The following is a 25,422-nucleotide window of genomic DNA, read 5'->3' as shown; positions in this document are numbered from 1 at the left end:
ATCGTTCTTTATATGAAGCAAGTAAAAAGCGATTATATTTTCCCTTAAGAAGTAAAAGGTTGTAGATCATTTTTGTTCACGTTAACATTTTGTCGGAGAATACTCTTGTAGATGGATATGGAAACCGTATAGAACACAAATTGATGATCGAGGTGAATGATGGAATGACAAGCACAGTATATGATGTAGATACGATCCAGAATTGGGCGGCACAAATGAGTGATTCCGTAATAAAGCGTAATCCTGAATTGAAGCATAAATGGGAATATGATAATGGTGTTATTTTCAAAGGCATGGAATTAGTCTATGCATTGACTCAAGATCGCAAATACTTAGATTATATTCGTACTAATATGGATTTCTTTATTGAAGAATCAGGCGGTATTCGCAGTTATCGTGTAGATGAATACAATATCGATCATGTGAATAATGGAAAGTTATTATTTCCTCTTTATCGTGAAACAGGAGAAGAGCGATATCGCCAAGCTGCTGATTTGCTACGTCAACAGTTAATGAAGCATCCTCGTACCAGTGAAGGGGCTTTCTGGCATAAGCAAATTTATCCTTACCAGATCTGGTTAGATGGACTGTATATGGGTGCTCCTTTTTACGCGGAGTACATTCGTGAATTTGCAGATATCAAAGACTATAGCGATGTTACGCAACAATTCAAATTATGTTATCAGCATACCCGTGATGCGCAGACAGGACTGCTTTATCACGCATGGGATGAGAAAAAGGAACAACCGTGGTGTGATCCTACAACCGGTCTATCCAAAAACTTCTGGGGACGTTCGATGGGCTGGTTTGTGATGGCACTGGTGGATGTACTGGATATTTTGCCAGAAGATCAGGAAGATCGGGCAACGATTATCCAGATGCTGAGCGAAACGATGGAAGCACTGATGAAGGTGCAGGATCAGGCAAGTAGTGTCTTTTATCAAGTGCTGAATCTACCTGATGCCAAAGGCAATTATCTAGAAGCTTCAGCTTCGTGTATGATTCTGTACGCCGTTGCTAAAGGTCTGCGTAAAGGATATCTACCCGAGCGCTATCAAGTCAAAGCCGAGCAGATTCGCAAAGGTATTATCGAGGAATTTATCACGATTACAGAAGAAGGTCTGATTAACCTCAACAAAACCTGTCAGGTGGCTGGTCTAGGTGGCAAAGATAAGCGTGACGGTACGTATGCTTACTATATTAGCGAACCGATTATCTGTAATGATCCGAAAGGAATCGGTGCTTTTATTCTGGCAATGGCTGAAGCGGAGCTGTTGAATAAAACTGCTCAATAAATAGAATTTAAGCAGATAAAATTAATAAAGTATACTCGAGTATTCATAAACAAATAGTACGATAGAATAAGCGTTGTGAAGCCGTAACGATTCTGTTATCGCTTCACAACGCTTATTTTTGTTTTATGATGAGAAGAACAATGATCTCAAAGGAGGGTCCTTTTCTATGCCATTTATCGATACTGCACCGCTCGTCAATCAACTGGTTGAGCGTGAATTATATAGTTGTCTGATCGTCCAACATGGCGTACAGATTTTAGATTACTACCGTGAACCTGACAAGAAAGAGATTCCACTCAAAATCAATTCGTGTACCAAAAGTATTCTTTCTAGCTTGGTCAGTATCGCTATCGACCAAGGGATTATGCCTGCTCCAGATACAGCGATTTCTACCTTTTTCCCACAGCTGCATACAGACCCTGATCCACGTAAAGCTCAGATCACGATTGAGCAGTTACTGACGATGTCTGCTGGGTTCAACTGGACGGAATTTGGAGGACAGCATTCTTTTCCCACGATGAGCAAAACGTCCAACTGGATCGACTTTGTGCTTTCTCAACCACTTGTGCATGAGCCGGGTACTGTGATGGAATACAATTCCGGTTGTTCTCAACTGTTGGCGACTATTCTGGCACAGACTTCCGGTCAATCGGTTGCTTCGTTTGCTGAACAGCATCTGTTTACACCACTGGGTATTACTCAATATGTCTGGGAGACTGATCCTCAAGGTGTACACACAGGTGGATTTGGATTGCAATTGCCTCCATCGGCTATGCTACAATTTGGGCTATTGTATTTGCATAAAGGCAAAATAGACAATCAACAATATATTCAGTCTTCTACGGTCGAACATGCTACAAGCCCATTGATCGCTGTAGATAGTCCGCAAAAAGCTCATTATGGTTGGCATTGGTGGCACTCTTCTTTTACACTGGACAGTCAGCCTAAAGTCGATATTCCGTATTATTATGCTTTAGGATTCGGTGGACAATATATTGTCGTTGTTCCTTCTTATGAATTAGTCGTCACCGTATCCGCAGACCGCTTCAAGCGCAAACGCACACCGCTTGATGTATTTCGTGATTTTGTAGTGCCTTTGCTGGAAAATGTAAACAACACGACTGCGAATTGATGCTGTCGTGTTGTTTTGCTATTCATCTATAAGATTGTTTGCTTACACGGTCATCCCCAGAAATTGATCTAACCGATCTTTCTGAAGCCAGTGATGACGGTAATGCATCTCAATAATCGCAAACCATTCTGTAGCATTTAATTGCCCGAATCTTGGATGAGCTACTGTATACTGCGGATCGGTTGTCGCTAACAAAGGTTCTATTGCTCTCATGCGTAATCGCACTTGCTCTAATCCTTCTAGCAATTCAGCTTTGGTATGCGGTTGTGTAGGTGTGTACATAGGCGAAGCAGGCACTTGAACACGAATCGGTGGAAAGCTTCCCATTGCTATAATATGTTCGCCTGCATGTGTTTTGTACGTTGTCTCTGTGATGGCTTCTCCTGCTTGCTGACGCTTGATACACGTATCAATATTCGCCAGATGCATACGTTGTGCAGATTGTATCAAATGATTATACATTTGCCCGAGTGACCACTGCTGTGGATCGGGTTGTAATGTTAGTTGTTCGATACTGTACGGTTCCAACGCTTGAATATACCGCTCTACCTCTTGTTCAAATTGTTGCAATATGGTTTGGGTGTTCATCTAATATCCTCCTTGTGCGCTTAGCGATTGATCTAAGCGACTCATTTGTATCTACTATACAAAAACGCTACTGACACCATATTGTCAGTAGCGTTTTAGCATATTATTTATTTTTTCAATCATATGTTGGCGCAGCGATTCAGGTTCTAACACTGTCACCGAATCTCCCCAGCTTAATATCCAATAAAGCACATCTTCAAAGTGGCGTACACGCATCGTCACTATAGTATATTGCTCTTGCGGTTCGATCGTTTCCATATAAAAGTGACCGACTTCCTGAATACGTTCTGTCATATGAGATTCAAATTGTAGACGTATGACCATATGACGATGATCTGGTGGTCGATATTCCGCCAATTTGAAATCTTCAGGCATCACAAAATGTTCATCTAATTCAACCAAATTCGATAGACGAGATAGCCGAAAATGGCGAATATCCTGCCTTAATTCACAGTAAGCTACCAATACCCAATGATTCATATTTAATGCTAATCCATAAGGACAGACGGTTCTTGTAATGACCTGCTGATGTGGTTTGCTATATCCGAACTGCAACTTACGCTTTTGTACGATCGCTTGTCCTATCGCTTCTACATATTGCCGATCATCGACGGTATATAAAGTTTGACGTTGCGCTAATAACCGAATTCCTTCACGAATTGGGTCTGATTGTTCCCGTACTCTTTCTGGTAAAATCGATTCGATCTTACGACGAGCAGACTCTGCATTATGACGATAATGTTGTCCGAATTGCTGTTCTACAAAATCGGTACCTAGCAATAATGTGACCGCTTCTTCTGCGGTAAAGTGAATCGGTGGCAAAAAGTACCCTTCGCTTAACGAGTATCCTTGTCCCGGAGATCCCAGCAACGGCACACCCGCTTCACTCAGTGCTTGCATATCCCGATAGATCGTTCGGACACTCATTTCAAAAGTAGCTGCCAGATCTTCCGCACGTATCCATGATCTGCGCTGAAGCTCCAATACAATCGCTAACATGCGTTCTGTTTTATTCATCTGCTTCACCTCATCCGCTCACAATATAATGGCTACAGATACTATACTGTATTTGCTTGCTTTGACCAACTGTTAGCTGAGAACCTATGTATTTTCAACGATGACCGAACAACAACAAAAAACCGTTACTGCCTTTTGCACAGTAACGGTTGATATCTTGTTATCATTTATCGTTTAGGTGGTTTGTGAAGAGATTCCTGTTTTTATCTGCGTGCTATCTCCTGCATCTGAAGCCATTCCACTGGTCGATTCATCTTCCTCAGCGTTGTCGAACATTTCGCCTTTGCGCGATAAAATAATATTTAGCAGTACTGCTGTAATCGAACCGGTCACGATTCCATTTTGCAATAATGTCTGTGCAAAGCTTGGCAGTTGTCCGAACATATCTGGCAATACTGCTGAACCTAATCCGACAGCAATACTACATGCCACGATCATCAGATTACGATCATTACGCAGATTCACTTCAGACAGAATCGAGATCCCCGATGCCGCTACCGATCCGAACATCACGATCATGGCTCCGCCTAATACAGCATTTGGAATAACCGTCGTGAGTGCTGCTAATTTAGGCAATAAACCAAGTACGATCATAATACCGGATGCCGCAAAAATCACATTACGTGTTTTGACTTTCGTGAGCGAGATTAGACCTACATTTTGAGAGAATGCTGTATAAGGGAAAGCATTGAAAAATCCGCCTAACATAATCGCAAGACCTTCAGAACGTAGTCCATTGACGATCTGTTTTTGCTCGACTTTCTGGTCAATCGCTTTACCGACAGCAATATACACCCCTGTTGATTCAACCATACTTACAATATTAACAATTACCATCGTGACGATAGCCGTTAAGCTAAATTCCGGTGTACCAAAGTAAAAAGGTTGGGCAACACGCACCCAAGATGCATCTCCTACCGATCCAAAGTGCACCATACCCATACTGTAAGCGACCACAGTACCAACAAATAATCCAACCAATACCGAAATCGAGCGTAAAAATCCTTTAGCCAAACGATTCACCAATAAAATCACCAATAACGTTATCAGGGCTAGCATTAGATTGCGAGGTGCCCCAAAATCACTGCTTCCTTGTCCGCCTGCTACATTATTCATCGCAACGGGAATCAAAGACAATCCGATAATCGTTACTACCGAACCGGTTACGATTTTTGGGAAAAAGCGAAGCAATCGACCATACAGCGGAGCAATCAAGACGACAAACAGTCCAGATAAAATAATCGCTCCATAGGCGGTGGCGAGATTCGAGGTTGAAGCGATCGCAATAATCGGCCCTACTGCGGTAAATGTACAACCTAATACAACAGGTAATCCACTACCAAAATAACGTGTACCCAGTACTTGCAATAATGTAGCAATACCGCAGGTAAATAAATCAGCGGCGATCAAATACGCCATTTGTTCCGCAGTCAGATGAAGTGCTCCACCCACAATAAGCGGTACAGCAATCGCTCCTGCATACATCGCCATGACATGCTGAAGACCTAATGTAAATATTTTGCGTCTACTTAACATGAAGACTCCTCATTTCTAGAGGCTACTGTTACCAGATCAGGTACCAGTGGTGTCTCATCAATAAAATCAACATGCCCTGGAGACATTGATGAAATACGTGCTAACGATTGAATCGGAATCTGGCGTTCTTCCAGTAATCCTCGTCCTTCCTGGAACGTCTTCTCAATCACACAACCCACACCAACCAGTGTCGCTCCTGAAGCTTCTACGATATCAGCCAAGCCCACTAGTGCTGCTCCAGTCGCTAAGAAATCATCAACGATCAAGATGCGATCTTCTTTATTGAGATAACTTTGTACAATCGTGACCTGATACGTTTCTTGCTTGGTAAAAGAATGTACAGATGCCGCGTAGACCACATCTCCTTGAGTGATTGCTTTTTTCTTTTTGGCATATACAAAAGGGACACCTAAAGCGATTCCTGTTGCCATTGCAAATTGGATACCGCTTGCTTCAATCGTTAATACTTTAGTAATCTTCTCATGGGCGAAAAGCCGTGCAAATTCTTTGCCGATCTCCACAGCTAATGCTGTATCTACCTGATGGTTAAGAAATGAGTCCACTTTCAATACTTTTTCGGACAAAATCTGTCCTTCCTGACGAATCCGTTCTTGTAATGCTTTCATATGGTTTCTCTCCTTTAGAATAACGATGCGATTTGAGGTAGAAATAAAAAAAGACAGACCTCCTTGAGTGATTGCTCTCAAGTGAAGTCTGTCTGTATCGATCATCTATAATCATCATGTCCAATTATAAAAATACGATCTGCATAACAATGTATTGATCCAAAGCGAACGTTATCGCAATGCCAAATACATGCTTCACTCATAGTCAGATCATTACAGTGGTGATCCGGTAGAAACTTTTGGGCCATATTCCCAATATTATATGAGGTCGATTGCCGATTTCTCGCACAATCTGTATAAAATTATATATGTATACTACACGTATTCATGTAACGTTTCAAGAATAATTTTCATATTTTCATAAGAAGGCATTTTTTTATAACCTATTCTACTTCGACAAACCATTTTTTCAAATTATTTTCTGCTTCAATATAGGATTCAATAGAACAGAGATAAACAAATGAGCTAACCCGATAGTCGAAGCTACAAACACAATAAATATACCCGAAATCACATATTCTTTGTATCCTAAAATGATCATCAATACTACAAAATTAAGGATATATACACTACCCATATACATTCTCACTCTTTTGGGATGCGAATTGAAATATAAAATAACTTGTAATAACGTAGAGAAAAATAAAATATAGAAAGCAGGCATAAATATAATCAATATGGCGAGATCATAAAATAATAAGAACTCATTTGACAAAGAACTACTTGGCCAATACACGATTACTCCGTAGGAAGAAAGAATAGCAGATGCCATCATCCAAATATAATAAATGTATATCAATTTGCTCTCCTCCTACATCGTAAATTGTAATACTATAGTTATAAAATACTTCTAAACAGTATCACACTATTCCACGAATCTCATCTAGCGATTGCACCTTTTCTTTTTCCATCCAAGCGGTAAGACCTGCGACTAACTCTTCACCTGCATGCAAATTCACAAAATTATACGTCCCGATCTGCACAGCTTCCGCTCCAGCCATAATGTATTCAACGATATCTTCTACAGAGCTAATACCGCCCATCCCTACGACTGGAATCGATACAGCATGGGAGACTTGATGCACCATCCGCAAAGCAATCGGCTTGATCGCAGGGCCAGATAGACCCGCATAGCTATTCTGAAAAGCACTACGCCGCTGATAAATATCAATCTTCATCGCCGAAAAGGTATTTACGAGTGATACCGCATCCGCACCTTCTTGCTCACACATATGCGCCATCGCTACAATATCCTGTGCATTGGGCGATAATTTGACCATTAATGGAATAGAAGTAACCTGTCTGACTTCTCGCACAATCTGGCGAGCCACTTCGGTATCTACTCCGAATTGAATACCCCCTTCTTTGACATTAGGGCATGAGATATTTAGTTCTAAAAGATCGACGGCTTGTTGTCCCTGACGTTGACGTAAGTCACAAGCTTCGCTGATCTGCGCCGCACCATTTACGTATTCTTCCAGATTCGCTCCACCCAAATTGGCAATCACAGCTGTATTGCTGGCTACCAGTTGATCTAATTCATTTTCCAAAAAAGAAGCGACTCCTGGATTCTCTAGACCGACACTGTTCATCATGCCTGAAGGTGTCTCTTGTACCCGACAACCGGTATTGCCTGAACGTGGATGTAACGTCAGACCTTTGCTGGCTATACCGCCAAGTATACTGAGATCGTAAAGTTCACCGTATTCTCGTCCAAATCCAAAAGTTCCCGATGCCATAATAATCGGATTACGTAAAGCAACACCTGCTAGATTACATATGAGAGAGGTCATTCCAATTCACCTCCTCGGCTGTAAATACAGGGCCTTCTTTACAGACACGCCGATTCCCATGAACCGTCTGGATGGAGCATGTCAGACAAGCGCCGATGCCACATGCCATTCTTTTCTCAGTCGAGATATAGAGTAATGTGGAAGCACGCATTGCTTTTATTTTCTCCGCCAATGCTTGTAACATTCCCGCAGGGCCACATGCCATAATCACTGAATACAATGTAGGATCAATGATATCGGTTATCTGATGGTATTGTCCTTGAGTGATATGAATCTGATCGGCTCTATCTACGATCTGCTCGAACGATTCAACTGCAAAAGACTGATGATTAAATCCTAAATAGATCTCTGCTTGATAGTAATGCTTGGCGGCTAATAGTAGTGGCGCTACACCCATTCCGCCACCAACGAGAGCAACCGATTCATGCTCATCTACGATCGGGAATCCATTTCCAAAAGGGCCGGACAGTTGAATCTCTTGCCCTGCTTGTACATTCGCAAGTAACGTGGTTCCTCTACCTGTCACTCTATACAAAAAAGCGATATAATCATCGCCTTGATCGTGAATACTTAGTGGGCGAGATAACAAAGGATCGGTCAGCGCTATCCCTTGCATAGCACAAGGTCGAACCATATAAAATTGCCCCATGGCTCCTGCCCATTGCCCTGCTACCTTGATCACATACACGCTTGGAGCTACTTGTATATTCGATATAATATTCGCCATACACACTTCCCCCTTTTCACCGTTCACTATCTTACAGGGAAGTGTAGTATTGGGTTGTAACTATTTTCACAGTCTTTTGATTTTTTACATTTAGTTCTTTTTTGAATCTAGATCTTTTTAACGTACCAGATTGATATTGAACAGACTCAGCCCCACAACCGTTAGTAAAATCAATGCGGTCATCATCACATGGACTTTTTTGTACATCACTAGAATAGCTATATATTCACGGATAAATGCATTCGGCAAATAATAAAAAGCAGTACGTGAGCCGACACCATCACCGTTGATTCCTGCTTCTCGTGCATAGATACCAGCACGGAATAAATGGAAATTGTTCGTCACAAAAACACAGGAATATGGTTTTCCTGCCATGCGTTCATCCATTTTTTGTTTGGAAAATTGCATATTTTGTAGCGTATTGACCGATTGATTTTCGACAATAATATGGTCATTGGGGATACCTTTGGACAATAGATAGTCACGTATCGCTTCAGCTTCAGCAACCGTCTCATCACTACCTTGTCCACCAGAAGCAACAAATAGAGGCGGTGTATGTATTTTGCGTTGACGATCATAAAAAGCAATCGCACGATCAATACGACTCGCTAATAAAGGAGGAACACGATCTTTGATTAATCCACTTCCTAAAATGATCATAAATTCTTGACGAAGCTTCACTCGATTGAGGTTGTACAATGTCGAAGAGGCAAGATAACAGATAAACAAAAACCCATAATAAACAAAACACAATTGGATAAAAATAATAAATGGTTGCAAAATACCGACTGAAGGCATAAGAAAAGTAATCACTGGCAAAGTGGCAATACCAATCCCCGCAAGCAAAGATAGCAAGTTAGGTAATTTCCAGCCTTCTTTGGATAATAGCGTTCGTCCATTGTAGATCAGTGCTATTCCAATCACTAACAACATCACAGGCGAAAGTAGTAGCAAAATAAGCACTAATAGCAGACCGATATAGGGAATAACGCCATCCAGATTACTAATTGCATACACAATTGAACTGAATAAAAGTAGCAATATTCCTATCGTCAGAAAGACTCCATTTCGTACCCGCCGCTGATCGATTGCGTAATTGATAACGAACAAGATAAGAAAAAAAACAGTCAAACTGTATATATAAATCACGTATCTTCCTCCTGTTGTCTATGTTCCGTTTCTGGTCGTCCTTTTTCTTTTTTAGCATATCGAGTTCAAGTTATACATCAACTTACAACATTGTAAGATAGACGTAAGGCAAATCGATAGTGTCACTTATCTGTTAAGCGTAAAGTGAACGGTAGTATTGCTATACGAAAGGAAAAATCACTATGCGTAACGGAACCAAGCTTTTACTATTTGTACTTACGATCTTTATATTGCTTGTGAGTACACTGGTTAGTCAATTATCTGAACGGGATCTTGCTAAGCTTAATCCGTGGATACCCAAGCAGCATTATTATGTACAGGTTCATCATTCATCATCTACCCAATATTCTTCATCAGACAGTACTGTCGAATACACATTACCCGCATGGGATAACAAAGGAAACGCTCAAACGATTACATTTTCCGGTATACATCCATTACGGGAAGGTGCTTATCTACAATTGATCCTCAAAAATAACGAAGTGCTCTCTTATCAGGAAATAGCTTATCCGCAGATTCCCGATTTAGCACAGCAACATTTGCATCGTTAACCTTTCAAATAGCTTCTATTGAAATGCAAGGTATCACCAAAAAAGGTCTCTCTTTCTGCTTCTATTTACGATAACATGGAACAGAATAGAGTTCTTTCTCATGTCAAAGATGAATAAGAACATTGATGTAAGGAGCGAATAAATATGCAGACCATTTTGATCGTGGAAGATGATCGTAAGATTGCCGAGCTATTACAATCGTATATTGTGAAATATGGCTACCATGTTATTGTAACCACAGACTTCGAACATGTGCTACAACAATTTCAACAAGAGCAACCTGATCTGGTTCTGCTGGATGTGAATCTTCCCAGTTATGATGGGTATTACTGGTGTAGACAGATTCGTGCACATTCGATCTGTCCGGTGATCTTTATCTCTGCACGTGCAGGTGAGATGGATCAGATTATGGCGCTTGAAAATGGAGCCGATGACTATATTACCAAACCATTTGATTATGGTATCGTTATGGCGAAAATTCGCAGTCATTTACGGCGTGCTTATGGTGAATATGCATCCAAACATGAAGAATTGATTTGGCACAAAGAAGGTCTATCCTTGTATCCTGAACGGCTTGAACTTCATTACAACAATCAAAGCGTCTTATTAACGAAAAAGGAAGCTGATATTATCGAAAGTCTGATCGAACGACATCCACGGGTAGCCAGCCGGGAAGCATTACTTGAAAAGCTATGGGATGATCAGACGTATGTCGATGAAAATACACTTAACGTCAATATCACCCGTGTACGCAAAAAGTTTCTAGACCTCGGACTCATCGATGCTTTAGAAACGGTGCGAGGAATCGGGTATCGTCTCCATGTCACCTGGAATAAGGATAGTTCATTATGAAGCTTTTTCTCAAAGAACATCTGCTACTGATCATTATTCAAATCATTCAATTTAGTGCGGTGATGGGCATTTATTGGTTGGATGGATATCGACATACAGGGCCTGCACTATATTCGATTATGTTGGGCTTATTTTTGTTAAGTGGGTATTTAGGATATCAGTATTATAGTCGTCGTCAGTATTACCGCCGCTTACAAGAACCTTTGCTATCGTTAGATGACTCGATACAGCGATTGGATCAAGCTCCTGTGGCAGAAGCGTTAGAGCAGTTGTTACGCCAGCAATATCGGTATTATCAACAACAGCTTGCTACGATTCAACAGCAACAGCAACAACATCTCACCTTTATGAACCAATGGGTACATCAGATGAAAACGCCTTTGTCAGTGATCGAACTGACCGTACAGGATATTGATGAACCTGAATTTGCTAGTATTCGTGAAGAATTAGAACGGATGAGTTCAGGGTTGAATACGATTTTGTATATGGCGAGATTGCGGACATTTGAACAGGATTTTCATATTCGTATGATCTCTTTATCTGAAGTGATTCGCGAAGTGGTACAAGAACACAAGCGTCTATTTATTCGCAATCAAGTGTATCCTGATGTACAGATCAAAGATGGTGATTTATGGACAGAGTCTGATCAGAAATGGCTATTTTTTATGTTGTCTCAACTGGTGATTAACGCTGTCAAATATTCTGCACATACTCATCATAAAGTGATGATTTCTTCATATATTCGTCATCAGCAAGCGGTTATAGAAGTGAAAGATCAGGGTGTAGGCATTCCTGCTTCTGATATCAAGCGCGTTTTCGAACCTTTTTTCACTGGCGAAAATGGACGGCGTTTTCGTGAATCTACAGGGATGGGGTTATATCTAACTCGTGAAGCCGCTCAGCGTCTGGATCATCAGTTAGAGCTAGAATCGACGGTAGATGCAGGTACGACTGTACGTATTATTTTCCCATCGTATCAACGTAAACACTAGCTTACACCGCTGTAAGGTGATTGAAAGAGAAATCGATAGTTCCTCTTCCAAGTTCTATCTATACTGAACTTATGTAATCAATCACCAAGGAGGAAATGACATGCTACAAGTCAATCAGGTTAGCAAGATCTATGAAGGTAAAATAGCGTATCAGGCGCTCTCTAATATTCAATTTACGATAGAAGATGGTGAATTTGTCGGAATCATGGGTCCATCAGGAAGTGGCAAAACGACCCTACTGAATATGATTGCTACCATCGACGAACCAACAACCGGCGAGATTTTGATCCATGATCGTAATATTAATCAATTGAATAAAAATGAACTTGCGAAGTTTAGAAGACGGGAATTAGGATTTGTATTTCAAGACTTCAATCTACTGCATACGTTAACGGTCGAAGAAAATATTGTTCTACCTCTTACACTCGATGGCGCTAAAGTTAGCGAAATGAAATCCAAAGCAGCCATCATCGCCGAACAATTAGGCATCTCTGCGATTATGAATAAACGCACCTATGAAATCTCGGGCGGACAAGCTCAACGTGCGGCTATTGCGCGCGCGATGATTCATGCTCCCCATCTTTTACTAGCTGATGAACCTACAGGAAATCTGGATTCCAAGTCTGCTCGTGATGTTATGGAACTACTGGAAAAGATCAATCAAGAACAACAGACAACGATGATGCTGGTGACTCATGATCCATTAGCAGCTAGTTATTGTCAGCGTGTTATTTTTATACGAGATGGTAAGTTCTATAGCGAGATTCATCGTGGCGAACATCGTCAGACATTTTTCCAAAAGATTATTGATACCTTGTCGCTGCTAGGGGGTCACGCCAATGACATTTCGTCAATTCGCGTATAATAATGTCGCCCGTAATAAGCGCTTGTATGCCGCTTATTTTCTAAGCAGTATGTTTACCGTTATGGTCTTTTTCACCTTTTCGATCTTTGCGTATCATCCTGCGTTAAACGGTAATGGACTGAGTCAAAATGCCGCTGCTGGATTATCTGCCGCCAAATGGGTGATCTATGTATTCTCATTCTTTTTTGTACTTTATTCGATGAGTTCTTTTTTACGATCACGGCAAAAAGAATTTGGATTATTGATGATGCAAGGGATGTCTACAGGGCAATTACGCCAGATGGTTTTTTTGGAAAATATGATTATTGGATTTGCCGCTACGTTAGGTGGAATTGGACTGGGGCTTGTGTTCGCCAAAGTGATTTTGTTAATCGGTGAACGGATGCTTGTACTGGAAGAAACACTGTCTTTTTACTTTCCTATACAGGCAATTATTATCACGTTTATTTCATTTATGATTCTGTTTGTGTTGATCTGCTTATTTATTACAGCTATCCTACGTAATCGTACATTAATTACGCTGATCAAAAGCAATAAGACCTCTAAAGGAGAACCTAAAGCATCGATCTGGTTATCACTTATTGTCATACTGCTGATTGGAAGTAGTTACTTGATCTCGCTACGTGCTTCAGGTGATCAGGCGATTTATTTATTAGTGCCTATTATCATTATGGTGAGTATCGGAACGTATCTGTTATTCACACAATTGAGCGTATATATAATTCATCGCCTTAAAGAACGCAAATCTTTTTTCTGGTACAAAACGAATATGTTACTCCTTTCCGATCTTGCTTATCGGATGAAAGATAATGCTCGTACATTTTTCCTTGTCGCTATTATATCGACCGTCTCATTCTGCGCGATTGGCTCGTTATATGGTATTCAATCGGTGTTGATCGCTAATACCACATCGTATAGCACTTATCCAATAACGTATTTCTCGACAGCCAAAGATACTGCGCGAGCACAACATCTTCAGTATATTAACGATACATTGAATACACATGCGATAGATTTAACCCCTGCTACATTACACGTATTACGTTATAAAATTTCTGAGTCTGCGGATCCAGTCAGTATTATTCGTCTGTCCGATTATAATGCCTTTGCTACTTTGTTAGGAGAGCCTACAATAACATTGACTGATCAACAAACGGCTATTCGAACAACATCAACGATTGGCAATCGTTTTAACGATGAACTGATCAACAAAAACATCACTTTAGAAAAAGGGCTTTCGATTCAGACCGCTTCTCAAGCGACTTTATCTCAAGTTATACCCGCGCTAAGTGAGTATCTCGTCGTCCCTAATATATTTTATCAAAAACTACAACACCCGACGACAACTGACCAAATTGATGTGTGGAATGGAAAAATGGATTCGTCTACGGCTATTCAATTAGCGCAAGACATTCAACAGTCGGTCAAGCCTTATCAAGCCCATTATGTCTTCTTTGCTAAAGAGTATGAAGTATATAGCCAGAAGCAACAATTTGGCTTACCACTCTTTATGAGTTTATTTATCGGTATTGTATTTTTTGTCTCCGCAGGTAGCTTCTTATACTTCCGTCTATACAGTGATCTAGAAGAAGATAAGCAGAAGTTCAAAGCGATTTCTAAATTAGGGCTAACCACCAAAGAACTAACTAAAGTGTTAAACTGGCAGATTGCCTTACTGTTTTTCGCTCCGATTGCGGTTGCTTTGATTCATGGAGCGGTTGCTTTGACTACATTATCGAATATGTTCCACTATTCCTTGCTCAAAGAATCCAGTATTGTACTAGGTATTTTCTTACTTATACAAATGGTTTACTTCTTTATTGTACGTCACTTTTATATCGGACAAGTGAAATCGGCTTTGCGCTAGATGTTAAAATACATGCTATAACATAACAAAAAAAGCTTCCTGTTCACCACCATTCGCTGGCGTGTCATCAGGAAGCTTTTTACGTATATTGTCACTACATAGGATACGTACAGCATGATGTTAATCAAGTGCTGTATCGGATCTGATTTTATTTTTGGAAATGAATATCAATTTCGACGATCTCTGAACGTGTGCCTATTCGCATCGGTGTTCCCCAGAATCCATATCCTGACGATACAATCGAATGAAGTTGCCCTTTTTGCAAATAGCCCCAATCGTTCTCATAGATACGATTTGTAATCAACTGTGCTGGAGCGACCTGTCCACGATGGGTATGACCGGAGACGACTAGATCGGTTCCTAATTTCTGCTCAGCATCCAGTTCATATGGTTGATGATCCATCACAATAATCGGCTTCGAATGATCGACCGATTCTAGCAATTTCGCTAATTCGGCGCGTGGACGATCACTATAATCTTGACGACCCACCAGTGTAATGCCATTATCTAACACAATCGATTCATCATAGAGGATATTCAGATCACTATCATCTAATACTTGAATCAGATTGATCCCTTTTTCAAAACGATCATGATTCCCAAGAGACGTGTATACAGGGGCTTCGATCCCTTTAAGAATATTCGGAATATCGGTTTTGACAAAGTACGGTAAATTATCGTCGATCACATCGCCCGGGAATAATACCAGATCCGGCTTTAATTCGTTGATCATTTTTACCATTCGTCTCGCATGAGATTCATTGGATAGTACACCGAAATGGGTATCGGATACCACAATGACTTTCATGTCTGACTTGCCTGTGACCGGCTTATCGATCTGAATATCATAGTTACGTACGACAGGACTATAAGCATTAAACATTCCGATAGTCGCTACAATCACAAACACAAGCAATGTGCTCCATCCCGCCCATACAATGACTAGATGTTGAGATAAGGGTGTAAAACGAGTTATCAATACTCCTAAGTTCATTACGGGTAGCCACAATATCAAAATGTATAACATCATAAACCAGACGGCACTTATTAACTTAATGGTGATACTTTCACGTACCCAGAAGTTCAAGAAGAATGAATAAGCTAAAATAAGCAGCACCACAACAAAGATATATCTTACAAAATGATGATCTGGTAACACCTGTCCAAACCATACCCAACCATTCCATCCCATATACAGCAAGATCAGATTATACACAACAAAAACAATGATTCCGATTAACAAATAGGTTGACTCCTGTCTCTATTTTATAATGATTACTTTTTGCTTGTTACTATCTCTATATAAGTATATACGATATACAATCATGTACCAAATGATAAAAGTATAATTTATTTCTTGATTATAAAAATACGTAAATACGAATTTATTGCAGTAAAAAAAGATTTATTTTATAACTTAATTACGCTATAATATACGTAATTGCATACTAATATAGACTGCATTTCTACTACTTACTTAGCTATCGGAGGTTACTATCCTGTGTCTGAACTACTTGGTCCTCTTGAACTACTCAAGTTAGAGCAGATGACTACTCTGGAATTTCTAAGTTAGGATCGTGAAGCTCGTGTGCGCTATGAAGCCGCCAGAAATTTTTGCATGATGAAGCTTCACTTGTCGATTCTGCAATGGCAGAAGGCGAACGCCGTGGTGTTGAAGCTGGTTTTCAAAAAGGAATTGAACAAGGTATAGAAATAAGTAAGAGCCTATCAATAGTGATAGGCTCTTTTTTTCAACTTTATTTCAACGCTTTATGCACTTTGAGTAGTTTACCTTTGACAGTGGTATCCTTCATTACTTTCAAGACATGAGGACCTTTACCGTTCAGAATCTCAACATACGTCACATTATCTTGAATCGTAATAATTCCAATATCTTCAGCGGTTACGCCTTCGATACGAGCAATTGTCCCTACGAAATCGACAGCACGTAGTTTTTTCTTTTTGCCACCATTAAAGTACAATTTCATAATTTCTTTGTTCAACTGCTCACTTTTGGCAGGTTTACGTTCTGCACGAATCCCCATTTTACCTTCAAAAGCTTCACGCGCACGATCCACTTCTACCGCATCAGGAGCTTCTTTATGCGGAATGGCAAATCCAATATAATCTTGAATTTCACGCAAAAATTTATCTTCAAACGGAGTCACAAAAGTGATCGCTAGACCGCTTTTACCTGCACGTCCTGTTCGTCCTGTACGATGCACATAGCTTTCTTTTTCCAGCGGTAGATCATAGTTGATCACATGTGTAATATTGTCGATATCAATCCCGCGAGCAGCCACATCAGTTGCTACCAGATAACGGAATTGTCCACGTTTGAAATCTTCCATCACAGCAAAGCGATCTTCTTGCAGCATTCCGCCATGAATCTTAGCACATGTGTAATCATTAGCGGTTAACCGCTCACTTACCATATTCACGTTATCCTGTGTACGACAGAAAATAATACAGCTATCTGGATTTTCAACGACTGTAATATCTTGCAATAATGTGAATTTATCTGCATCTTTTACTTCATATAACGCATGTTCAATCGTTGCTGTCGTAAGCCCTGTCGCTTGAATCTCAATATGCTCAGGCTGACGCATATGACGGTGACATAGACGTTCGATATCTTGTGGTAATGTTGCAGAGAACAATAACGTCGTCCGATCTTTAGGCAATGCTTTGATAATATTTTCAACCTGTTCAATAAAGCCCATATTTAGCATTTCATCGGCTTCATCGATAATGAGGAATTCTATTTTGTCCAAAGCCAGTGTGCCCCGCTGAATATGATCCAATACACGTCCAGGTGTACCGACAACCACATGACTTTTCTGTTTTAATTCAAGTGTTTGCTTCGCATAAGGTTGTTTTCCATAAACGGCTGTCGCTTTGATTCGCTTAAAGCGCCCGATATTTGTAATATCTTCTTTCACCTGTGCAGCAAGCTCGCGTGTAGGGGTTAAGACTAACGCTTGTGGTTTATTTTCGTTCCAATCCACTAGCTCACACAATGGAATCCCGAAGGCAGCCGTTTTACCACTACCGGTTTGCGATTTCACGACAAGATCTTGACGCTCTAGTGCAACTGGAATGACTTTTTGCTGTACTTCAGTAGGCTGTGTATAGCCCAGTTGTTGTAATGCTTTTAAAATATCTTCACTTAATTCATACTCTTGAAAATTAGACTGACTCATGAAATACCTCTTCTTTTTATAAATTAACATGTTCGATCGCTCGACCCAACATGCTGAATAATGAACATACACTTACTTGGATAACGATACCTAGCGACCATTTAACAGATCATATCTACTTTGGCTCACTCTATCCAGTATACGCTATATTGGTAAGTAACATTTAAGAAAATAGTAAAAAAAGCAGTATCTTACTTCTCAAATTCAATAATAGTGATCCTTTTTAATAATTCTTCGACTTCTGTCGTGACTTTATCCCAGATCATAGTCGCTTCTTGCGCTAACACATGTTGACGATCTGTATCACTTCCCGCTTGAAGAGGATGGCAAATAGCTAATGTTCTTCTTGCAAACACATGCATAATAGCTGAAGTATCTGCACCTTTTCCAGACAAGTGATCTAATTCCAATTGGTTAAAATAGTAATCCAGTTCCTCGGATAATTTACTGCGAATCTTAGTCGTGTCTTTACGAGATAAATCTGCATCTTGAAAAGCTAATTCGATAGCCGTCGTCATCATATATCTGGCTTCGTATCGATTGAGATCGTATTGGTGGTATTGCATATGTAGTAGAAATGCTAATTGCAAAGCAGTCAGCCGAAACCAATATAACTCTGCATCGATCGAATCAGATTCATGTTTTGACAATAATAAAGAAGCTTCGGTTGTGCGATGTAATTGTTTAACTTGAGGAAAACGAATTAACAATCTAGCAATCTGCCGTGTCGCTTTTCCCAAATGTATACGAGTCGGTAATTGATCCATAATAGCAAGGTCTCCTTCGATCGAGCAAAATAGAAGTAATATACAACTCCTTACCCATTTCGTGTAAAAAGGAAAAAGGCAGTTATCTATATACTTGGATTTATGAGATTAATTTTCATCATCTATAAAGATGATTTTACAAATGCTTCAACAACGTATATGATGTTTATATCGAATTATCTCGATATATCTATTATATGCAAAAGGAGTGATTTTCTTTGAGAAGAATTAGAGTGTATCATGTCGATGCTTTTACAGATCAACCTTTCACGGGTAATACCGCAGGTGTAGTATTAGATGCAGAACATTTAAGCAGTCTAGAAATGCAACAGATTGCGCGAGAATTGAACTTATCCGAATCGGTCTTTTTACTTCCTTCCGATCAAGCAGATATAGATTATAAAGCAAGATATTTTACACCTACTGAAGAAATTCCTTTTTGCGGACATGCTACCATCGGATTAACATGGATATTGGCTACCGAATTGGGATTGTCTCAGCAACAAGATGGCGTTGTTCTAGGTACACAAGCAGGTGCAATTCCAGTCGTATGGCATCAACAAGATGGCAAAGTACAACGGGTCGAAATGACACAAGTTACACCACAGATTCAGCCTTTTACCATAGACCTTACTACACTTAGTGCTATGATTGGTGTTCCTGTTAATGCAATCGATCCTGCTTATCCGATTCAACTCGCCCATACAGGGAACTGGCATCTACTTATTCCTGTACATACACAGCAAGCGATCGATCAAGCTAACCCTGACCTTATCGCTCTCAGTCAACATAATCGACAGCACCAGATTGCGACCACCCATCTCTACACATTTACGCCAGATCAAGAATATGATCTGTATACTCGTGATTTTGCGCCTGCGATAGGCATTGCTGAAGATCCAGTAACAGGTGCGGCAAATGGAGCTTTAGCAGGCTTTTTATATATAAATGGGATCATCCCGCAAGATCAGACTACAGCACTTACCATTGCTCAAGGTCATGCGATTGGCAGACCCGGTCTACTGTATGTACAAGCTATCCCTAAAGGTGTAGATAATCCGATCATCAAAGTCGCTGGAGCAGCAACGATCACGATCCGAGGGGAATTAAGTATTTAAATTAGATAGAATAGAAAAAGGCAAAGCTCTTAGTATATACGGCTTTGCCTTTTTTATCGTTAATCGAGTTCCAATACCATTTTTTCTTCGTCCCAATACTGCCCCTCATACTTCAACGCATTCTTTTCCAAGCCACATACTGTAAATCCTAGACTGATATATAATTGCTTAGCCGCCCTATTTTCAGAAATGACAGTCAATCCGATCTGCTCTAATCCTTCCAGTACACTGGCTCTTTGTACCAATTCTTTCATCAACGCTTTGCCTATCTTTTGACCTCTACAAGACGGTGACACGTACATCGCATAGATGTTGCCTTTATGTATCGTTTTGAGATGTTGTTCTCTAACAAAAGTCACCATTCCTACAAGCTCTTGCTTATCAAAACAACCTAATGTAAATCGTTTACTTGAGGGTTGAAGCTTATGTTGTATCTCTTCGATCGGTTTGGAGACTTCGCTATCATATGTAACTAAAAAAGCTTCAGGATTTTCTTGTAATGACCTTAATCGAAGTGCACGATAGGACACTGCATCTTCACTTGTTAAACGTCTGATGTCCATCTTATCCCCTCCTACCCTGATATAAAAAAACAAAGCCCTCAGAAAATCTTTGGCTTTGCCTTTTGAACTGCAATTATACGATTTTGATTTCCAACAGTTTATATTTGAATGTTCCCATAGGCGCTTCAAAAGTAATCGTGTTACCGACTTTTTGTCCGATCAACGCTTTACCTAGCGGGCTTTCATAAGATAACTTGTTGTTAATAACGTCTGCTTCAGCAGGTCCGACAATTTGGTATTCGATATCTTCACCGAACTCCAAATCATGTAGGAGTATCGTAGAACCGATACTGACTTTGGAAAGATCCAAGTTATCTGCATTTACGACCTGTGCATTACGTAACATTTTTTCTAAAATCAGAACTCGTGTCTCCATAAATGCTTGATCGTCTTTTGCCGAATGGTATTCGCTGTTTTCTTTCAAGTCTCCATAACTGATTGCCAGTTTCAGACGTTGTGACAACTCTTTACGGCGTGGTCCCTTCAGTTCTGCAAGCTCATCTTCCAGCTTATTGATACCTTCTCGGGTCAATATAATTTCTTCTTTTTCCTTAGCCATGTGCTCAACTCCCTCTTTAACAGTATACGCTATATTGGCACACTTTCGTTACTTTAATTGTAAAATAAAGTGATTAAATTTAAGAGGTATGCTGTTCTGATCGCAATAAAACGCATACATTGGTTAATCATCAACTTTCATCCTTATTGTTATTGCCTTCTAGATCTGTATCACAATAATAAAAGCCAAGCACATCTCAGAGAATCTGAGTTAGCTTAGCTTTTTCGGTAAAACGCTTATTTATTCGGAATAAATTGCTTAATCCAACTACCAAAACCCGCAGGATTACGAGATTGGATCAGAATCACACCTTCACCGCGGAAGCGACAAACGATTCCTTCACCACTGGTGACACTGGATAACCAGCCTTTCGATGCTTTTTCGATCTGATAATTCATATAACCCGGCCATGCGACCAGATGAGCATTATCGACAATCACTTCTTCCCCATGAGCTAGATTAATCGCATGAATCGACCCGTAGGAAGATAAGAAGACTGTGCCTTTTCCACGAATTTCAATAATAAAGAATCCTTCGCCTGAAAATAACCCTTTTTTCAGATTTTGCATCTGTGTGCCGACTTCGATGCCTTCGGTCCCAGCAAGAAAACCGTCTTTTTGTACATACAGACTATAGGATCCATCTAATTCAACAGCAGTGACATCTCCTATACTGGAAGGGGCAAGTAATACTTCTGCTGGGCCACGAGTCGAACGCAGTTCTTGAAAAAAGAATTTTTCTCCAGTTAACATACGACCTAGACCGCCCATCAGTCCGCCATCCATCGTTCCTTTAATATCTACATTTGGAGACATAGAGACCATAGCGCCTGACTCGGCTTTGATCGCTTCTCCTTGCTCTATATGTACCTTCAACATGGCAAACGCGCCTTCATACAAAATATCATATTTCATCTTTGTTCACCTATCCTCTCAATGTATCAAGCTTATTTTATATTATGACATTTCACCTTTGGCGTTGTATACATGCTCTCGGTTCAATCGTCTCGGCAATTTCTCATTGATGATATGAAGAATATGTTGTATTCTGATGGTTCGATTGCTGAAGTGACGTGTAAATATTTTCGATAGCCCTATATGATGATATGTAAATATTTAACGTTCTATTCTGTATTCTATCATGAAAATAAAAGATGTTCAGAGCAGGAGGTTCATTTGTGTCAGATGTGAATAAGCAACAAGTTGTAGACAGTGTACCGCAGAAAGGATTCTTCGGTCATCCGAAAGGATTATTCACTTTATTCTTCACTGAATTCTGGGAGCGGTTCTCTTATTATGGAATGAGAGCGATTCTTGTATTCTATATGTACTATGAAGTATCTAAAGGCGGACTCGGCTTCGATGAAGCAACCGCACTTGCGATTATGTCCATTTATGGATCACTCGTCTACATGTCCGGTATTATTGGAGGTTGGTTAGCTGATCGGGTATTCGGCTCATCCAAAGCGATCTTCTATGGCGGAGTCTTGATTATGATCGGTCATATCGTGCTCGCTATTCCAAATAGTGTACCGCTATTATTCGTATCAATGGGCTTAATCGTACTCGGTACAGGATTACTCAAACCAAACGTTTCGAATGTGGTCGGCGAAATGTATGCGGAGAGCGACAATCGTCGTGATTCCGGTTTTAGTGTTTTCTATATGAGTATTAACTTGGGTGGATTTATCTCACCATTGATCGTCGGTGGATTGCAGACCAGTTATGGCTTCCATTGGGGCTTTGCTACAGCAGCTATCGGAATGTTTATCGGGCTAGTCGTTTTTGTATTGACGAAAAAGAAAAATTTAGGTCTAGCAGGTACAGTCGTAGGTAATCCATTATCTGCTGACGAGAAGAAAACAACGATCAAAATTTTTGCAATCAGTGCTGTGATTATTGCGATTATCGTCGCTATAGCGATTATGATGGGCTGGTTAACATTAAAATCTTTTGTAACTGTAGTGGCTGTACTCGGAGTACTTATTCCAATCTGTTACTTTGTCACCATGTATCGCAGTAAAAAAACAACCGATGTAGAGCGTTCGCGTCTACTTGCTTATATTCCTTTATTTATTGCGGCTGTGATGTTCTGGTCAATTCAAGAACAGACATCAACTGTACTCGCAACCTATGCAGATAAACGGACACAATTGGACTTTATGGGTATTCATATTGCTCCTGCTTGGTTCCAATCGCTCAACCCGTTATTTATTATTGCGTTATCACCTGTGTTTGCAGCAATCTGGCTGAAGCTTGGTAATCGTCAACCGATTATTCCACGTAAATTCTCATTAGGATTGTTGTTCGCCGGGTTGTCTTTCTTGGTTATTCTTATTCCTTCTTACTTCGGTGGTGAAAATGCACTTGTAAGCCCGCTGTGGCTTGTACTGAGCTATTTTATTATTGTCGTTGGGGAATTATTCCTTTCTCCTGTCGGGCTGTCTGCAACCACTAAGCTTGCTCCTGCGGCTTTCTCTGCGCAAACGATGAGTCTATGGTTTTTATCCAATGCAGCAGCGCAAGCGATTAATGCGATTCTTGTGCAATTTTATAGCCCGGATACAGAAATGATCTATTTCGGAGTGATCGGCGGCGTGTCGATTGCGTTAGGTGTTATTCTGTTTATTATGGGACCTAAAATTCAAAGCTTTATGAAGGGCGTACTGTAAAATAAATAAGTACACTCTAATAAATAAAAGCCAGCCTCTACAATAGAGACTGGCTTTTATTTTGTTTTTATAATTAGAGCTTATTATTTAGCCAAAGCGTTTGGTTTTGTACCATTTGCTTTCTCTACCTGTAATTCGATCATACGTAATCGAGAAGAATGCTTTGACCGAAATAATCAGGAACAGTTGCGAATACGTGAAGTACGAGACGCACGATAAAATAAAGTTACGCGTATTACTTTGCCCGATATCTGTCGCCAGTGCCATATTAATCTGCAATACATAGATATAATACATCAGCGCCCAACCGATCACGAGATACACATAGACATCGCCTACAAACTGGAATGGCGAAATCACTGCTGGATTAAATAGCTCAATGATCTGATACACAATATTGGCGAGGAAAATGATATCCGAGACGATAATCGCAATCATAAACCAGAAGTAGCTAGCCGCATAATACATCACATGAAGCTTAATACGCCAGCTTGTTTTATCGAACAAATGATGAATATTGTCCATAACTACGCTGTAATTGCCTTTCGACCAGCGTTCTCGTTGCTTCATATAAACACTAAGTAGTTCCGGTTCTTGTTGATACGCTTCAGCTTGTGGAGCCAGTGCAATTAACTTGCCACGGGTCAAAATTTCAAATGAAATCGCGGTATCTTCGGTAATCGCCTGCGGGTCCCAACCACCGATCTCTTCCATCAAGTCTTTGCGTACAATAAAGTTCGTACCCGGAATCGTTCCAAGTCCAAATAACTCCCACATGCCTGTGTGATGAACACGCTGAATCGTAATCAGCTCTAGATTGATACAACCGGACAAAAAGTTTTGACTGCGATTCCGTGCTTTGTTCCGACCAAATACAGCGCCATATTTCTCCGGTTGTTCCATCGCTTTTTGAGTAAGAAAAAGAAGTGCATTTTTCTCAGGTGCAGCATCTGCATCATATACACATAACCATTCCCCTTTAGAAATGACCATTGCATCATTCAATGCTCCTGATTTCCCTCCGCTACCGGTACGTTCCATAATGGTAAAGTCCCGATCACGATAAGGCGGCTTATCTTTCAACTCTCGCAGGCGACTTGCTGTATTATCGCTACAATTATCAGCAACGATAATAATCTGTACTTTTTCTGGTGGATAATTAAGCTTGAGAATATGCTCTACAGTAGATATGATCACAATCTCTTCATTGTGAGCAGGTACGATCACGGTAACACTTGGGAAATGATCCATATTTTCAGGAATCACCGTCGGGATTTTGTTCTGCTTAAACATAAAACGAATCGCGCCCCACATAATCACAATGGATTCAAATACAGCGATCCAAATACTCATAATCGAGATGAGTAAAATAGCATCAGACATGATTTTTCCCCCGGTCATACTTTCTATTTACATTGGCACGAAAAACCAGTGTCATGATCGTCAATACAATAATAGCGATCCCAAATAAACTGCTAATTACAATACAAAGCGGGATAAACCAACTCGTATATTCCATGTATTATTACCTCCTTTTCAATAGACGTTGTG

Annotated in this window: 24 protein-coding genes and 1 riboswitch; of the genes, 9 read left to right on the top strand and 15 right to left on the bottom strand. The window is 40.3% G+C overall.

The features are described 5' to 3' along the window. Nucleotides 1-164: 164 nt before the first annotated feature. Complete coding sequence (locus PTI45_RS05580) at nt 165-1,295, top strand: glycoside hydrolase family 88/105 protein (RefSeq protein ID WP_069326550.1); 1,131 nt, start codon at nt 165-167, stop codon at nt 1,293-1,295. Nucleotides 1,296-1,461: 166 nt separating this feature from the next. Beyond that, a complete protein-coding gene (locus tag PTI45_RS05575) occupies nt 1,462-2,427 on the top strand; it encodes a serine hydrolase domain-containing protein (RefSeq protein ID WP_069326549.1) in 966 nt (321 codons plus the stop codon). Between the two features lie 42 nt (nt 2,428-2,469). Here PTI45_RS05575 and PTI45_RS05570 read toward each other — a convergent pair whose 3' ends face one another. The 7 genes from PTI45_RS05570 to PTI45_RS05535 all read right to left on the bottom strand — a co-directional run bounded on the left by PTI45_RS05570 (nt 2,470) and on the right by PTI45_RS05535 (nt 9,824). After that, nucleotides 2,470-3,015 carry a DinB family protein gene (locus PTI45_RS05570; RefSeq protein WP_069326548.1) on the bottom strand — a complete coding sequence of 182 codons (546 nt, stop codon included), beginning with the start codon at nt 3,013-3,015 and terminating at the stop codon, nt 2,470-2,472. Between the two features lie 84 nt (nt 3,016-3,099). Beyond that, nucleotides 3,100-4,032: a helix-turn-helix transcriptional regulator gene (locus PTI45_RS05565; RefSeq protein ID WP_069326547.1), complete on the bottom strand. Its 933-nt coding sequence runs from the start codon at nt 4,030-4,032 to the stop codon at nt 3,100-3,102. Nucleotides 4,033-4,206: 174 nt separating this feature from the next. After that, the gene (locus PTI45_RS05560; protein WP_069326546.1) at nt 4,207-5,568 is read right to left on the bottom strand and encodes a nucleobase:cation symporter-2 family protein; all 1,362 of its coding nucleotides are present in this window, start codon (nt 5,566-5,568) and stop codon (nt 4,207-4,209) included. Further along, on the bottom strand, nt 5,562-6,194 hold the full coding sequence (locus PTI45_RS05555) for a xanthine phosphoribosyltransferase (RefSeq protein WP_069326545.1): 633 nt from the start codon (nt 6,192-6,194) through the stop codon (nt 5,562-5,564). The genes PTI45_RS05560 and PTI45_RS05555 overlap by 7 nt, the downstream gene beginning before the upstream one ends. A 182-nt stretch (nt 6,195-6,376) precedes the next feature. Then, nucleotides 6,377-6,480: riboswitch (purine riboswitch) on the bottom strand. Between the two features lie 574 nt (nt 6,481-7,054). After that, complete coding sequence (locus PTI45_RS05545; protein WP_069326543.1) at nt 7,055-7,987, bottom strand: dihydroorotate dehydrogenase; 933 nt, start codon at nt 7,985-7,987, stop codon at nt 7,055-7,057. Further along, a complete protein-coding gene (locus tag PTI45_RS05540) occupies nt 7,968-8,714 on the bottom strand; it encodes a dihydroorotate dehydrogenase electron transfer subunit (protein WP_069326542.1) in 747 nt (248 codons plus the stop codon). Before PTI45_RS05540 ends, PTI45_RS05545 begins: the two co-directional genes overlap by 20 nt. Nucleotides 8,715-8,831: 117 nt before the next feature. Continuing rightward, nucleotides 8,832-9,824: a YdcF family protein gene (locus PTI45_RS05535; RefSeq protein ID WP_245703429.1), complete on the bottom strand. Its 993-nt coding sequence runs from the start codon at nt 9,822-9,824 to the stop codon at nt 8,832-8,834. Between the two features lie 221 nt (nt 9,825-10,045). Between PTI45_RS05535 and PTI45_RS05530 the strand changes: the two genes are divergently transcribed. The 5 genes from PTI45_RS05530 (at nt 10,046) to PTI45_RS05510 (ending at nt 14,990) form a co-directional block, all read left to right on the top strand. Then, nucleotides 10,046-10,414, top strand: coding sequence for a YxeA family protein (locus tag PTI45_RS05530; protein WP_069326540.1), 369 nt, complete (start codon nt 10,046-10,048; stop codon nt 10,412-10,414). Between the two features lie 144 nt (nt 10,415-10,558). Continuing rightward, nucleotides 10,559-11,266: a response regulator transcription factor gene (locus PTI45_RS05525; RefSeq protein WP_069326539.1), complete on the top strand. Its 708-nt coding sequence runs from the start codon at nt 10,559-10,561 to the stop codon at nt 11,264-11,266. Further along, on the top strand, nt 11,263-12,258 hold the full coding sequence (locus PTI45_RS05520; protein ID WP_069326538.1) for a sensor histidine kinase: 996 nt from the start codon (nt 11,263-11,265) through the stop codon (nt 12,256-12,258). Before PTI45_RS05525 ends, PTI45_RS05520 begins: the two co-directional genes overlap by 4 nt. Nucleotides 12,259-12,358: 100 nt before the next feature. Next, nucleotides 12,359-13,123, top strand: coding sequence for an ABC transporter ATP-binding protein (locus tag PTI45_RS05515; RefSeq protein ID WP_069326537.1), 765 nt, complete (start codon nt 12,359-12,361; stop codon nt 13,121-13,123). Further along, nucleotides 13,098-14,990: an FtsX-like permease family protein gene (locus PTI45_RS05510; RefSeq protein WP_069326536.1), complete on the top strand. Its 1,893-nt coding sequence runs from the start codon at nt 13,098-13,100 to the stop codon at nt 14,988-14,990. Before PTI45_RS05515 ends, PTI45_RS05510 begins: the two co-directional genes overlap by 26 nt. 148 nt (nt 14,991-15,138) lie before the next feature. On the opposite strand, the gene PTI45_RS05505 is transcribed toward PTI45_RS05510, so the two are convergent. The 3 genes from PTI45_RS05505 to PTI45_RS05495 form a co-directional block, all read right to left on the bottom strand. Then, nucleotides 15,139-16,233: a metallophosphoesterase gene (locus PTI45_RS05505; protein WP_083243366.1), complete on the bottom strand. Its 1,095-nt coding sequence runs from the start codon at nt 16,231-16,233 to the stop codon at nt 15,139-15,141. Nucleotides 16,234-16,747: 514 nt separating this feature from the next. Further along, the gene (locus tag PTI45_RS05500; protein ID WP_069326535.1) at nt 16,748-18,193 is read right to left on the bottom strand and encodes a DEAD/DEAH box helicase; all 1,446 of its coding nucleotides are present in this window, start codon (nt 18,191-18,193) and stop codon (nt 16,748-16,750) included. Between the two features lie 191 nt (nt 18,194-18,384). Beyond that, a complete protein-coding gene (locus tag PTI45_RS05495) occupies nt 18,385-18,960 on the bottom strand; it encodes a hypothetical protein (RefSeq protein WP_069326534.1) in 576 nt (191 codons plus the stop codon). A 218-nt stretch (nt 18,961-19,178) separates the two neighbouring features. Between PTI45_RS05495 and PTI45_RS05490 the strand changes: the two genes are divergently transcribed. Further along, nucleotides 19,179-20,078 carry a PhzF family phenazine biosynthesis protein gene (locus tag PTI45_RS05490; RefSeq protein WP_069326533.1) on the top strand — a complete coding sequence of 300 codons (900 nt, stop codon included), beginning with the start codon at nt 19,179-19,181 and terminating at the stop codon, nt 20,076-20,078. 59 nt (nt 20,079-20,137) lie between these two features. Here the strand turns inward: PTI45_RS05490 and PTI45_RS05485 are convergent, their stop codons facing one another. The 3 genes from PTI45_RS05485 to PTI45_RS05475 form a co-directional block, all read right to left on the bottom strand. Next, nucleotides 20,138-20,641: a GNAT family N-acetyltransferase gene (locus PTI45_RS05485; RefSeq protein ID WP_069326532.1), complete on the bottom strand. Its 504-nt coding sequence runs from the start codon at nt 20,639-20,641 to the stop codon at nt 20,138-20,140. 73 nt (nt 20,642-20,714) lie between these two features. Then, nucleotides 20,715-21,200, bottom strand: a complete 486-nt coding sequence (gene greA, locus PTI45_RS05480; RefSeq protein WP_069326531.1) for a transcription elongation factor GreA — start codon at nt 21,198-21,200, stop codon at nt 20,715-20,717. Between the two features lie 236 nt (nt 21,201-21,436). Beyond that, nucleotides 21,437-22,114: a TIGR00266 family protein gene (locus tag PTI45_RS05475; RefSeq protein WP_069326530.1), complete on the bottom strand. Its 678-nt coding sequence runs from the start codon at nt 22,112-22,114 to the stop codon at nt 21,437-21,439. A gap of 263 nt (nt 22,115-22,377) precedes the next feature. Here PTI45_RS05475 and PTI45_RS05470 point away from each other — a divergent pair, with 263 nt between their 5' ends. Further along, nucleotides 22,378-23,871, top strand: a complete 1,494-nt coding sequence (locus tag PTI45_RS05470; protein WP_137224075.1) for a peptide MFS transporter — start codon at nt 22,378-22,380, stop codon at nt 23,869-23,871. A gap of 87 nt (nt 23,872-23,958) precedes the next feature. Here the strand turns inward: PTI45_RS05470 and PTI45_RS05465 are convergent, their stop codons facing one another. Further along, the gene (locus PTI45_RS05465) at nt 23,959-25,254 is read right to left on the bottom strand and encodes a glycosyltransferase family 2 protein (protein WP_069326528.1); all 1,296 of its coding nucleotides are present in this window, start codon (nt 25,252-25,254) and stop codon (nt 23,959-23,961) included. Beyond that, entirely contained in the window at nt 25,247-25,390 is a 144-nt protein-coding gene (locus PTI45_RS24060) for a hypothetical protein (protein WP_175425122.1), read from the bottom strand. The genes PTI45_RS05465 and PTI45_RS24060 overlap by 8 nt, the downstream gene beginning before the upstream one ends. Between the last annotated feature and the right edge of the window lie 32 nt (nt 25,391-25,422).

The sequence above is a fragment of the Paenibacillus nuruki genome, from assembly GCF_001721045.1.
Classification (GTDB): Bacteria; Bacillota; Bacilli; order Paenibacillales; family Paenibacillaceae; genus Saccharibacillus; species Saccharibacillus nuruki.
This window is presented reverse-complemented; position numbering and strand designations above follow the sequence as displayed.

Excerpts from the sequence above, each read along its gene's own strand:
- PTI45_RS05580 (WP_069326550.1), top strand. The coding sequence starts at position 165 with ATGACAAGCACAGTATATGATGTAGATACGATCCAGAATTGGGCGGCA.
- PTI45_RS05575 (WP_069326549.1), top strand. The coding sequence starts at position 1,462 with ATGCCATTTATCGATACTGCACCGCTCGTCAATCAACTGGTTGAGCGT.
- PTI45_RS05570 (WP_069326548.1), bottom strand. The coding sequence starts at position 3,015 with ATGAACACCCAAACCATATTGCAACAATTTGAACAAGAGGTAGAGCGG.
- PTI45_RS05565 (WP_069326547.1), bottom strand. The coding sequence starts at position 4,032 with ATGAATAAAACAGAACGCATGTTAGCGATTGTATTGGAGCTTCAGCGC.
- PTI45_RS05560 (WP_069326546.1), bottom strand. The coding sequence starts at position 5,568 with ATGTTAAGTAGACGCAAAATATTTACATTAGGTCTTCAGCATGTCATG.
- PTI45_RS05555 (WP_069326545.1), bottom strand. The coding sequence starts at position 6,194 with ATGAAAGCATTACAAGAACGGATTCGTCAGGAAGGACAGATTTTGTCC.
- PTI45_RS05545 (WP_069326543.1), bottom strand. The coding sequence starts at position 7,987 with ATGACCTCTCTCATATGTAATCTAGCAGGTGTTGCTTTACGTAATCCG.
- PTI45_RS05540 (WP_069326542.1), bottom strand. The coding sequence starts at position 8,714 with ATGGCGAATATTATATCGAATATACAAGTAGCTCCAAGCGTGTATGTG.
- PTI45_RS05530 (WP_069326540.1), top strand. The coding sequence starts at position 10,046 with ATGCGTAACGGAACCAAGCTTTTACTATTTGTACTTACGATCTTTATA.
- PTI45_RS05525 (WP_069326539.1), top strand. The coding sequence starts at position 10,559 with ATGCAGACCATTTTGATCGTGGAAGATGATCGTAAGATTGCCGAGCTA.
- PTI45_RS05520 (WP_069326538.1), top strand. The coding sequence starts at position 11,263 with ATGAAGCTTTTTCTCAAAGAACATCTGCTACTGATCATTATTCAAATC.
- PTI45_RS05515 (WP_069326537.1), top strand. The coding sequence starts at position 12,359 with ATGCTACAAGTCAATCAGGTTAGCAAGATCTATGAAGGTAAAATAGCG.
- PTI45_RS05510 (WP_069326536.1), top strand. The coding sequence starts at position 13,098 with ATGACATTTCGTCAATTCGCGTATAATAATGTCGCCCGTAATAAGCGC.
- PTI45_RS05500 (WP_069326535.1), bottom strand. The coding sequence starts at position 18,193 with ATGAGTCAGTCTAATTTTCAAGAGTATGAATTAAGTGAAGATATTTTA.
- PTI45_RS05495 (WP_069326534.1), bottom strand. The coding sequence starts at position 18,960 with ATGGATCAATTACCGACTCGTATACATTTGGGAAAAGCGACACGGCAG.
- PTI45_RS05485 (WP_069326532.1), bottom strand. The coding sequence starts at position 20,641 with ATGGACATCAGACGTTTAACAAGTGAAGATGCAGTGTCCTATCGTGCA.
- greA (WP_069326531.1), bottom strand. The coding sequence starts at position 21,200 with ATGGCTAAGGAAAAAGAAGAAATTATATTGACCCGAGAAGGTATCAAT.
- PTI45_RS05475 (WP_069326530.1), bottom strand. The coding sequence starts at position 22,114 with ATGAAATATGATATTTTGTATGAAGGCGCGTTTGCCATGTTGAAGGTA.
- PTI45_RS05465 (WP_069326528.1), bottom strand. The coding sequence starts at position 25,254 with ATGTCTGATGCTATTTTACTCATCTCGATTATGAGTATTTGGATCGCT.
- PTI45_RS24060 (WP_175425122.1), bottom strand. The coding sequence starts at position 25,390 with ATGGAATATACGAGTTGGTTTATCCCGCTTTGTATTGTAATTAGCAGT.